The 10,076-nt window shown below is 64.5% G+C and carries 10 protein-coding genes and 1 pseudogene; 5 read left to right on the top strand and 6 right to left on the bottom strand.

Going from position 1 to position 10,076, the window contains the following annotated elements; all coding sequences use genetic code 11:
• A pseudogene (locus X743_RS148605) lies at positions 1-429 on the top strand (MFS transporter); the annotation flags it as partial.
• Positions 430-556: 127 nt separating this feature from the next.
• Here X743_RS148605 and X743_RS148610 read toward each other — a convergent pair.
• Positions 557-1,033 (bottom strand): MarR family winged helix-turn-helix transcriptional regulator, encoded by a 477-nt coding sequence (locus X743_RS148610; protein ID WP_023767134.1) that lies wholly within the window; start codon positions 1,031-1,033, stop codon positions 557-559.
• 215 nt (positions 1,034-1,248) lie between these two features.
• On the opposite strand from X743_RS148610, the gene X743_RS148615 reads away from it, so the two are divergent.
• On the top strand, positions 1,249-2,043 hold the full coding sequence (locus X743_RS148615) for an SDR family oxidoreductase (protein WP_023767133.1): 795 nt from the start codon (positions 1,249-1,251) through the stop codon (positions 2,041-2,043).
• A 222-nt stretch (positions 2,044-2,265) separates the two neighbouring features.
• On the opposite strand, the gene X743_RS148620 is transcribed toward X743_RS148615, so the two are convergent.
• Complete coding sequence (locus X743_RS148620) at positions 2,266-2,865, bottom strand: LysE family translocator (protein ID WP_023767132.1); 600 nt, start codon at positions 2,863-2,865, stop codon at positions 2,266-2,268.
• 95 nt (positions 2,866-2,960) lie between these two features.
• On the opposite strand from X743_RS148620, the gene X743_RS148625 reads away from it, so the two are divergent.
• On the top strand, positions 2,961-3,830 hold the full coding sequence (locus X743_RS148625; RefSeq protein WP_023767131.1) for a LysR substrate-binding domain-containing protein: 870 nt from the start codon (positions 2,961-2,963) through the stop codon (positions 3,828-3,830).
• 54 nt (positions 3,831-3,884) lie between these two features.
• On the opposite strand, the gene X743_RS148630 is transcribed toward X743_RS148625, so the two are convergent.
• From X743_RS148630 to X743_RS148640, 3 genes are all read right to left on the bottom strand, one after another.
• A complete protein-coding gene (locus X743_RS148630) occupies positions 3,885-4,535 on the bottom strand; it encodes a dihydrofolate reductase family protein (protein WP_023767130.1) in 651 nt (216 codons plus the stop codon).
• A 111-nt stretch (positions 4,536-4,646) separates the two neighbouring features.
• Entirely contained in the window at positions 4,647-5,504 is an 858-nt protein-coding gene (locus X743_RS148635) for a protein-L-isoaspartate O-methyltransferase (protein WP_023767129.1), read from the bottom strand.
• Between the two features lie 31 nt (positions 5,505-5,535).
• Complete coding sequence (locus X743_RS148640; protein ID WP_023767128.1) at positions 5,536-6,900, bottom strand: Nramp family divalent metal transporter; 1,365 nt, start codon at positions 6,898-6,900, stop codon at positions 5,536-5,538.
• Between the two features lie 230 nt (positions 6,901-7,130).
• Between X743_RS148640 and mntR the strand changes: the two genes are divergently transcribed.
• Entirely contained in the window at positions 7,131-7,580 is a 450-nt protein-coding gene (mntR, locus tag X743_RS148645; RefSeq protein WP_013893617.1) for a manganese-binding transcriptional regulator MntR, read from the top strand.
• A 94-nt stretch (positions 7,581-7,674) separates the two neighbouring features.
• A complete protein-coding gene (locus X743_RS148650) occupies positions 7,675-7,863 on the top strand; it encodes a hypothetical protein (protein WP_013893618.1) in 189 nt (62 codons plus the stop codon).
• A gap of 25 nt (positions 7,864-7,888) precedes the next feature.
• Here X743_RS148650 and X743_RS148655 read toward each other — a convergent pair whose 3' ends face one another.
• Positions 7,889-9,979, bottom strand: a complete 2,091-nt coding sequence (locus tag X743_RS148655; RefSeq protein ID WP_031257961.1) for a hypothetical protein — start codon at positions 9,977-9,979, stop codon at positions 7,889-7,891.
• Positions 9,980-10,076 lie beyond the last annotated feature (97 nt).

Below are 10,076 nucleotides of genomic sequence, written 5' to 3'. Positions count from 1 at the left end.
GTCGTCGCAATGGTCAAGGAATTCGCCGACCGCTTCGGCGCGACGCGCACCGTTGCCTGGTCGTTGGCACTGAGCGCGGCGATGCTGGTCACCTTCTCGCTGATCCCGACCTTCCTGCCGCACAACATAGCCGGACCGGCGCTGATGGGCATGATGGTGCCGTGGGGCATCGTCGGCTGGGCGTTCCCGCCAGCGCAAGCCAGCCGCATCATCAAGCTGGCGCCAGATGCCGCCCCGATCGTGCTGTCGCTCAATGCCTCGGCGCTCTATCTCGGCGTGGCGCTGGGCGCCGTGGTCGGCGGTGGCGTGTTGCGCTATGGCGCGCCGGCCGACCTCGGCCTGGTGGCGGCTGCCTTCCCGATCGTGGGGCTCGGCATCGTGCTGGCCGGCCGGATGTTGGCCAAGCCAGTGGCGATGCCGGCGGAATAAGGTCTGCGAAAAGCCGTCGGCTGCTGGATCGGTCCCACGTTTCCAGGAAACGTGGGACCGATCTATTTTCTTTGTTTTGACGCAATTCCCGAGGGAAAGCGCTACGGGCTTTCCCCGGAAAACCGTTTCACACTTTTCCTGGAATTGCTCGACTGGCCGACGGCAGATCGAAATCCAGCGCGGCGATTCCATCGAGCACCTCGCGCAGCTTCGCCGCCTGTTCCTTGCCGACCAGATCTTCGAATCGCCGCTGGGCGACTTCCCAAAGCTTCACGGCCTCATCGAGCTTGACACGGCCCAACGGCGTCAGCCGGACGCGCTTGATGCGGCGGTCATCCTTGTCGGCGAAGGTTTCGAGGTAGCCGTCGCGGATCAGCGGCTTCAGCGTATGGCCGAGCGCCGACAGATCCATGACAAGGGCAGCGGCAAGGGCGCCCATTGCCGGCTCGTTGCCGACATGGATCTGGTAGAGCAGACCCTGCTGTGTTGCCTTGAGCCCCGAAGGGGCCAGTACATCATCATAGAATTGGCCGAGCTTGCGTGTTGCACGCCGCAGCATGGCGTTGTTGCAAAGGTTAAGGCCGGGCAGGGCGTCTTTCGGCATGATAGGTCCTCGCGGCAGAGACATGATGTCCGTCGCAGCCTGACAAATAATCCCCGTTGAGATCATTGACAAGATAGTGGCATATGCCTACTTCGTTGATAGTGGCATATGCCACTATTGAGGTGAGCGACTTTGGTGAAGGCGAGGGCGATTGCCCACGGAGCCCGGCAACACGGGTCGAAACGAACCAATTGGTCGAAACAAGGAGCAGGATAATGAGTGCAGAAAACAACAAGGGCACGGCGGTCGTCACCGGCGCCTCGTCAGGCATCGGCGCCGTCTATGCCGCCCGGCTCGCCGGCCAGGGCTACGATCTTGTGCTGGTGGCGCGACGCGCCGACCGGCTGGAAGAATTGGCTGAAAAGTTGCGCCATGCCTACGATCGCAAGGTCAGCGTGATCAGCGCCGATCTTGCAAACGACGATGATGTGCGCCGCGTCGAGCAAGCTGTAACAGCCGACGAAAGCATCACACTGCTGGTCAACAATGCCGGCATCGGCGGTCAGGCCGTCGTGGCCACCGCCGACGTCGACGCGGCCGAACGCATGATCAAGGTCAACACCATCGCCTTGACGCGCCTAACCCGCGCCGTGCTGCCGGGGCTTTTGGCACGCAACCGCGGCGGCATCGTCAACATCGCCTCGGTGCTCGCCTTCGACACCTCCTTCGGCGGCATCTACAGTGGCACCAAGGCCTATGTCGTCAACTTCACCGAGGCGCTTCACCGCGAGGTCGCGGGCACCAACGTGAACGTGCAGGTGGTGCTGCCGGGCGCGACCCGGACCGATTTCTGGGAACTTGCCGGCACCGATATCGACAACGTTCCGAAGGAGATCATCATGACCGCCGACGACATGGTCGATGCCGCCCTTGTCGGCCTGGCCAGGGGCGAAGCCGTCACCGTGCCCGCACTTGCCGATACCGCCAAGCTCGACACGTTCCTCGGCGCCCGGCAAGCCTTCTACGGCAGCCTGCACGCCGACAAGCCGGCAGCGCGCTACGGGGTTTGAAGTTTGAGGGGCTGGTTCGCTTTGCGAACCAGGACCCCCACCCCGCTGCTTCGCAGCGACCCTCCCCACAAGGGGGAGGGTGAGGACCGCGCCTTGTTTGCCCAACCAACAACGGTCTTGTGGGGTGCGGAAGAGCTGGACTTCCCACCTCCCCCTTGTGGGGAGGTCGGACCGCAGGTCCGGGTGGGTACTGGCGCTGACCTCCCAGAACGAATCCCTACCTCAAGCCGTCCGCCACATCGGAATTATCGAGGCGGCCAGCACCAGGGCCAGCGCGATGTTGAGCGCGCGCCATTGCCATTCGGTCTTGAGCAGCCGGGCCAATACCATGCCGGCGACGCACCAAACGGACAGCGAGATGGCGGCGGCGAGGCCGAAGGTCGAGCCGAGCAGCAAGGCGAGCTGTCCCGGCCCGTCGGCAAGGGCTGCAAAGGAGGCCGCCGCGCCCAGTCCCATCGCCCAGCCCTTTGGGTTCATCCACTGGATGCCGGCACCGCCAAGAAAGCTGTTCGGCCTGGCCATCGTCACATCGAGATTGGGTGGCCCGGCGCGGCCTATCTTGAGCGCCAGCCACAGGAGATAGAGCGAGCCGATCACCTTCATCGCCAATTGCAGCGAGGGCACCGCAAGCAGCAGGCCGGCAAGGCCGGCGGCCGCGGCTGCTGTCACGGTGGCGAGGCCGGCGGCGCTGCCGATCATCAGGGGAAGCGACCGGCGAAAGCCGAACTGCGCGCCCGAGGCGGTCGACAAGGTCGTGGCGATGCCCGGCGTGGCGGTCGCCACGAAGGCAAACAGGATGAGCGGCAGGATCGGCTGGAGCATGGGGCGTCCTTTGTCGGAGGCTCCATGGTAGGCTTGAACTTATATCAGTAAATGCAATGTTTGCGATGCATGACATTAGCGTTTATAATGCTGGGATGATCCGCAATCTCGATACCGCGCTGGTGCGCACCTTCGTCACCGTGGCCGACAAGGCGAGCATGACGGCGGCCGCCAACGCGCTGCATCTGACGCAGGGCGCCGTCAGCCAGCAGGTCAAGCGGCTGGAGGACACGCTCGGCTGCAGCCTTTTCGAGCGCGACCGGCGCGGCCTGCGCCTGACGCGCTCCGGCGAGCGGCTGTTCGACAAGGCCAAGCGCCTGCTCAACCTCAACGACGAGATCTGGGCCGAGATGGCGGGAAGTGCTGTCGCCGGCCAGGTGCGGCTCGGCGTGCCCTACGATCTCGTCGGCACCTTGCTGGCGCCGGTGCTGAAGGCCTATGCCGAGACCTATCCGCAGGTCGAGATCTCGCTGGTCTGCGCCTCGTCGCCGGAACTGGCCACGGCCCTTGCCGGAGGAACCATCGACCTTGCGGTGATCGAGGAGCGGGTCGGACCGACGGCGGGCGAATGCCTTGCCGTCGACCGGCTGGTCTGGGTCGGCGCTAAGGGTGGCGTTGCCCGCGCCAAGCGGCCGCTGCCGGTTTCGATCGTCGCCGACACCTGCGCCTTCCGCCCGGCGGTGCTTTCGGCGCTCAACGAGCATGGGCTGGAATGGCGCACCGTGTTCGAGAACGGCAATATCGACGCGACGACGGCGACGGTGCGATCCGACCTTGCCGTCACCGCCTGGCTCGCCTCGACCGTGCCTCCGGACCTCGACATCCTGCCGTTCGAGTCGGGCCTGCCGCCGCTACCAAATTTTGCCATCAACCTGCATCTGCCAAGGCATGGCGTCGGCCCGGCGGCGCAGGAGTTTGCACGGTACATCCGCGATGGGTTGGCGCGGCGGCAGGTTGCGGCTTGAGACAAGCAGACCTTGGTCTCCTCAGTGGAGAGGAAAGGTGCCAGGGCCGTCCCGCTACTTCCAGTTCTTCCGCCGCTCGAGCTCCGCTTCGGATGGCTCTCCCGTGACAAACGAGCCGACCTTGATCTCGCCCGCGCGCTCGTAGGTGGCGATGATGACGCCGGTGCTGGTGGCCTGCGACTTGGCAAGCTTGAAGGCGGCCGGCATCGCGTAATCGCCGAACAGGCGCTTGCCCTTGCCCAGCAACAGCGGGAAGGTCATCAGCCGGATCTCGTCGATCAGCCCGTTGGCGAGTAGCGTCTGGATCAGATTGCCAGATCCCTGGATGAGCAGGTCAGGTCCATCCTCCTGGCTGAGGCGGCGCACCGTGGCGACGATATCTTCCCCAAGCCATTGCGTGTTCTGCCAGGTCAAAGTGTCCGGCCGGTGGGTCGCCACATATTTGGTTGCGGGGTTGAAGGCGTCCGCGATCGGATCCTTCTGATACGGCCAGTACGCGGCGAAGATGTCGTAGGTTCTGCGGCCGAGCAGCAGGGCGAAGGGCTTGGAGAAGAGTTCATCCATCGCCGCGCCCCCCACCTCGTCAAAGTAGTGGAAGGTCCAGCCGCCGAACTTGAAGCCGCCGACCGGATCTTCTTGCGGACCGCCGGGCGCCTGCATGACACCGTCGAGGCTGACGAAGGTGGCTGCGATGATCTTTCTCATTCGAATGCTCCCGTTTCTCCAATCCATGCCGTCGTGGCCGGACTCCAGCCCCAAGGACGGGCGATCGGCGGCCAATCCGACAGGGCACGCGAGATTTCTGGCGGCTCTCCGTCATTTCCGGGGTCTGGCGTGCGGTGCCGCATCGAGACCTTTCGACGAGAACCAGACGTCGCTGAAGATCGCGGTGGCGGTGCGGTCCGGTGTCCTGTCGCTGGTCAGCCAGATCGAGCGGCTGCGCGTCGCCTCGTCGCGGGTCGGAATTTTTGCGGCAAGCTCCGCAACCGAGGCACCGAAGCATGGGATGAACCAGGAGCGCATGAATGGATCGCAGGCGAAGCCCCTGTCGGTACGGGTCACCATCACCGCCAGCGGCACGCGCTCGGCCGGGCGCCAGGGAAAGATCATGCGGCCGCCTGGGCGCAACGCCTCCAGCCATCCGGCCGGAGGGGCGACGACGCCGGCGTTGACATAGATGATATCGGATGGCGGCAAGGGCGCGGTCACGGCATCGCCATGGACGACCGTCGCGTTGCCACAGGCTTCGAGATTTTTGCGTGCCAGGTCGGCCAGCCTGTCGTCGAGTTCGAAAGCGGTGACGGTGCCGCCAGGTGAAACCAGCCTGGCCAGCAAGGCGGTGTAGTAGCCGGTACCAGAGCCGATATGAGAAACGGCCTCGCCGGGCTTCGGCGCCAGCTTTCCGATCCACATGGCGTGCAGGAACGGCTCGCCATTGTTGATGCCCTTGTCGGCATCAAGCACCACCAGCACGTTCTGATAGAGGTGCGCCGGGTCGGCGCTCGGCGTCGTGACCTTGCCATTGCCGGCGATGATTGTCCACGGCCCTGGGCCAAGAAAGGCTTCGCGCGGCACCTCGGCGAACACCTCTTCCAGGCGCGGGTCTGGCGAGGCGGCATTGGCCGCCATCAGCCGCGCGTAGATAGCGCGGGCCGGCGATCTGTCGCGGATCATGCTCAGGAACGTGCGAACTGCCGGTGAGACCTCAGCCGCCGCCGAACATCGTGTCGTAGAGCAGCTTGAAGTTCAGCACCAGGATGATCGCCGCGACCACCCAGGCAAGGGCTGCGACGCCGCGCGGAATGGCGAGATTGCCCATCTTCTTCTTGTCGGAAACGAACTGCACCAGCGGCACCACCGCGAAGGGCAGCTGCATCGACAGGATCACCTGGCTGAACACCAGCAACTGGCCGGTGCCCTTTTCACCGTAGAGCGCGGTGACGACCACCACCGGGATGATGGCGAGGCCGCGGGTCAAAAGCCGGCGCGCCCAGTTGGGGATGCGCAGGCGCAGGAACCCTTCCATGATGATCTGGCCGGCGAGCGTCGCCGTCACCGTCGAGTTCAGGCCCGACGCCAGCAACGCCACGGCAAACAGGATGGAGGCGATGCCGAGGCCGAGCAGCGGCGACAGCAGTTCGAAGGCCTGGCCGATCTCCGCGACGTCGTGATGGCCGGTCTCGTGGAAGGCGACCGCCGAGACGATCAGGATCGCGGCATTGACGAACAAAGCCAGCATCAGGGCGATGGTGGAGTCGGTCGTCGCCCATTTGATGGCTTCGCGCTTGCCCTTTTCGGTGCGCTCATAGGCACGTGTCTGCACGATCGAGGAGTGCAAATAGAGATTGTGCGGCATCACCGTGGCGCCGATGATGCCGATGGCGATGTAGAGCATCGCAGGATTGGTGACGATTTCGGAGGACGGCACGAACATCGCATGCAGGATCGTGCCGGCCGGCGGCGCGGCGACGAAGATCTGGATGGCGAAGCAGCTGAAGATGATGATCAGCAGTGCAATGACGAAGGCTTCGAGATAGCGGAAGCCCTTGTTCATCAAAAGCAGCACCAGGAAGGCGTCGAGCGCCGTCAGCATAGCGCCGCCGATCAGCGGAATGCCAAACAGCAGCTGCAGCGCGATCGCGGTGCCGATGACTTCGGCGAGATCGCAGGCGATGATGGCGAGCTCGCAGGCGATCCACAGCACGAAATTGATCGGGCGCGGGTAGTAGGCGCGGCAGGCCTGGGCGAGGTCGCGGCCAGTGGCGATGCCGAGCCGCGCGGCCAGCGCCTGCAGCAGGATCGCCATCAGGTTGGACAGCATGATGATGAACAGAAGCGTGTAGCCGAACTGGGCGCCGCCGGCGAGGTCGGTGGCCCAGTTGCCGGGGTCCATATAGCCGACCGAAACCATGTAGCCGGGGCCCATGAAGGCGAACAGGCGGCGGAACCAGACGCCCGAACTCGGCACGGCGATCGAAGAATTGACCTCGCGCAGGCTGGGCTGGTCGTCCTCGTCGCGTCTGGCGAACCGCCATGCGGAACGGGAGGCTGTGGCTTCTGCTTCTGACATGGACAGGCTTTCCGAGACGTCCGGGAATGTCCATAACCTATGCCATGGCTCAACATTATGCAATATGCTATATTTCATTGTATGTGCTTTTTATCCGATGCGGAAGCGCTGGTGACAGAGGCAATTGGGAACGCCGGTTGCGCCTATAGGGGAATGCAAATAAACGGCCTGAAGAATCAGAGCCCGTGCTATAAAGCAGCAACGGCTAAACTCCCGAGGAGGAGCGCGCATTGGCGCTGAAGAACAGACCGGTCCCGCGCGAGCCACTGCCTGACGCCGACGTCCATTCGGAAGGATTCCGGCAGCAGCGCCAAGCGCGCCGCAGCGCGCTGGTCGAGGATTATGTCGAGCTGATCGCCGATCTGATCGAGGACGGCAACGAGGCGCGCCAGGTCGATATCGCCGCACGGCTCGGCGTCGCCCAGCCGACGGTGGCCAAGATGCTTACGCGGCTGTGCGCCGACGGGCTGGTGTCGAGAAAACCCTATCGCGGCGTGTTCCTGACAGAGGCCGGCCGCAAGGTCGCCGAGGAAAGCCGCATCCGCCACCAGACTGTGGAAGCTTTCCTGCGCTCGCTCGGCGTCAGCGCGGAGACGGCGCGCATCGATGCCGAGGGCATCGAGCACCATGTCAGCGCCGAGACGCTGGAAGCGTTCCGCAAGGCGATGACGGCGCGCTGAGCCGCGCCAGCCGCTCCCCGAGCCGCCGGAACCGTCCGATGTCATGCACGTTGCTCCTGGGACCGCGCGATGTCGCGCGCCAAGGGAGGAAGCGATGGGAATTGAACAGGCACCGACGGCGAAGGGCAAGCAGGCGGCCAGCGGATTAAAGCAGGCGGCTGCGAAGGACGAGCGCAAGACCGAGGCCGAGATCGGTCACCCCCTGAAGAAGGGCGCGGCGCGTTTCGAGGAGCGTTCGAAAAGCTCGGACGGCAAAAGCGCCGGCGCCAAGCAGAAGGGGTAAGTCCGTTGCGCGATGCAGGGTTGGTTCACTCGCGAACATCCTGCACCCAGCTTCTGGGATGGCCGTCGACGCGGAACTGGAAGATGAAATAGGGCGGAATGCAGGTGCCTTCGCCGGGTTTGGCTTCGGCCAGATCGTCATAGCCGGCGGTGCAGATATAGTCCTCGCGGCAGGGATGCGCCTTGTCGCAGGCGCGCAGGCCGGCGGTCTTGGTGAACTCCCTGGTGCAGAATTTGTGATCCTTGCCCGCGGCGATGCAGTCGTTGAAGCCGGTCTTGGCCAGCCGGCCGCAGGTGGCCTCGTCGGGAAGCCTGTCGCAGGTCGCCTTGCGCAGCATGCCGCCGGGAAAGCCGCCGGTCTTCTGCTGCGGGTTGTCGTAGCGCTGACGCGCCGCGCCATAACCGGCGAGCTTCACCACCGGTTTCTTGTCGCGTGCGGGGTCGATGGCGCATGCCTTGGCGGTGGCCGGCGACAGACGGCAATACTGGTCGCTGCCCCATGTCGACATCTTGATCTCGCCGAACTCGACGGGGTCGCCGACCGCGGTGCCCTTCTCGCTGACACAGGTGCCGAAACCCGGGTGGATGGAGCTTTCGTGGACGCCGGCGCAGCGCAGGCCGGCGCCGCAGGTCCAGTCCTCGAAGCTTGCGTCCTTACCGCTATAGCAGATCGAGCCCCAGCCATTGTAGAGGTCGGTGCCCTTCAGCGCCTCGGCATATTTCTGGTCGGGACGGGCGGCGAAACCTCTGGTGAAATCCGGATGACCGCCGGCGGCGAACTGCTCGACAATGGCGCGGCGGCGCGGCAGGTCGGCGAAGAAGACGGCCGAACCAGGCACGAAGACGGCGTTGCGGCGCGGCTCGCTGGCCGGGTCGGCGCCGGTGTAGTGGAAGCCGGCGATGCCATGCGTCTGGTGGCAGCCGGTGCAGCTCATCTCGTTCAGCCGCAGGTCGAAGCCGGCCACGGACTTGATGGTGGCGAGCGTATTGCCCCGGGCGACATAGTCCTTCAGCGCCTTGTCGATATCGGCATCGTCGACCAGCCCATAGGCGATGTTGTTCTGCGAGCGGCTGAGGCCTCCAGGCGCGACCGAAACGGCGCTTTTGGCCAGGAATTTTTCGTCGATGACCAGCCGGCCATGGTCGAGGTCGTAGATGTTGCGGTCGTTGAGCAGCCATTTGGCGAAGGCCGGCTTGTCGGCCAGCACCGTCGCCCGATCGATCTGGTTCTCCATCCTCGATTCGTAGAAGCTCGAGGTCGCCGGATTCCATTTGAAGATCTTCAGGAGGTACTCGGCGTGGCCGCCGAAATCGCGCCGCGTCGAGGCCGACAGTCTGAGCACCTGCATGTTGAGTTCGAGCCGCATGATCTGCGAGGAGTTCAGCATGGCGCCCGACAGCGGGCCTTCGTCGGAGCGCAGCCAGGCGGCGAGCTGGTCGGGCGGCAGATCCTTTTGACCGGCGGCCAGCCAGCGGTTGGCGACGTCGGCGCAGGACACATCGGTGGTATCAGGCAGATCCTTCGAGGCGCGGGCCTGCGCCTGCCTTGGCTTGGCGTTGAACACCAGGCTCATGGTCAACGGCAGGCGTGAGGAAATGCGCTGCGCAGTCTTCCCCCCGATTGGCTTGCCCTTGGCCGACTTTTCCGCGACCGAATAGTGGAAGCGGTAGATCAGCCTGATCTCACCGCATTCGGTGTGGCCGAGATAGCCACGGTCCATGCGGTTGACGATGCCAGTCAGGTCGAGCGTAGAGCCGTCGTCGTCGATGTATCTCGGATTGAATTTCTGGCTGGTGTCCTTCGATTTCGCCATGGCGGCGACATAGGGATCGGGGCTGGTCTTCGGCTCCTCGGCGATCTCGAGCTTGACCGTGTCGCGCACCGTGGCCAGCGCCGGCACCGAAAACAGGCCGCGATTGTCGACCTCGCGGGTAAGGCCGAGTGCCGGCCCGAGCAGGCGGCTGATCGAAAGACCGTCACGCTCCAGCGCCTGCAAGGTGGCGGGATCGGTGACGGCAACGCTGGAATCGAGCGTCACCGCGTCGGCGTCCATGACGCCAAGACAGAGCAGGGTCGCGAGCAGCGACAGGAATCGACCGATCGTCTTCAGTCTCACGCGCCCCTCCCGTTGCGGCGATGCTACAGGCGTTCGCCGGTCACGGCCAGTGCTCTGAAGCAGTCACGCGGGCGCTGAAAAATACTGTGACTTGGTG

Origin of the sequence: Mesorhizobium sp. LNHC232B00, from assembly GCF_000502435.1 — a bacterium.
GTDB lineage: Bacteria > Pseudomonadota > Alphaproteobacteria > Rhizobiales > Rhizobiaceae > Mesorhizobium > Mesorhizobium opportunistum.
Note: the sequence above shows the minus strand (reverse complement) of the source record. Positions and strands in the feature narration are given on the sequence as shown.

Bases quoted from the DNA above. Each gene is read 5' to 3' on its own strand.
- X743_RS148610 (WP_023767134.1), bottom strand. From the start codon at position 1,033: ATGCCGAAAGACGCCCTGCCCGGCCTTAACCTTTGCAACAACGCCATG.
- X743_RS148615 (WP_023767133.1), top strand. From the start codon at position 1,249: ATGAGTGCAGAAAACAACAAGGGCACGGCGGTCGTCACCGGCGCCTCG.
- X743_RS148620 (WP_023767132.1), bottom strand. From the start codon at position 2,865: ATGCTCCAGCCGATCCTGCCGCTCATCCTGTTTGCCTTCGTGGCGACC.
- X743_RS148625 (WP_023767131.1), top strand. From the start codon at position 2,961: ATGATCCGCAATCTCGATACCGCGCTGGTGCGCACCTTCGTCACCGTG.
- X743_RS148630 (WP_023767130.1), bottom strand. From the start codon at position 4,535: ATGAGAAAGATCATCGCAGCCACCTTCGTCAGCCTCGACGGTGTCATG.
- X743_RS148635 (WP_023767129.1), bottom strand. From the start codon at position 5,504: ATGATCCGCGACAGATCGCCGGCCCGCGCTATCTACGCGCGGCTGATG.
- X743_RS148640 (WP_023767128.1), bottom strand. From the start codon at position 6,900: ATGTCAGAAGCAGAAGCCACAGCCTCCCGTTCCGCATGGCGGTTCGCC.
- X743_RS148650 (WP_013893618.1), top strand. From the start codon at position 7,675: ATGGGAATTGAACAGGCACCGACGGCGAAGGGCAAGCAGGCGGCCAGC.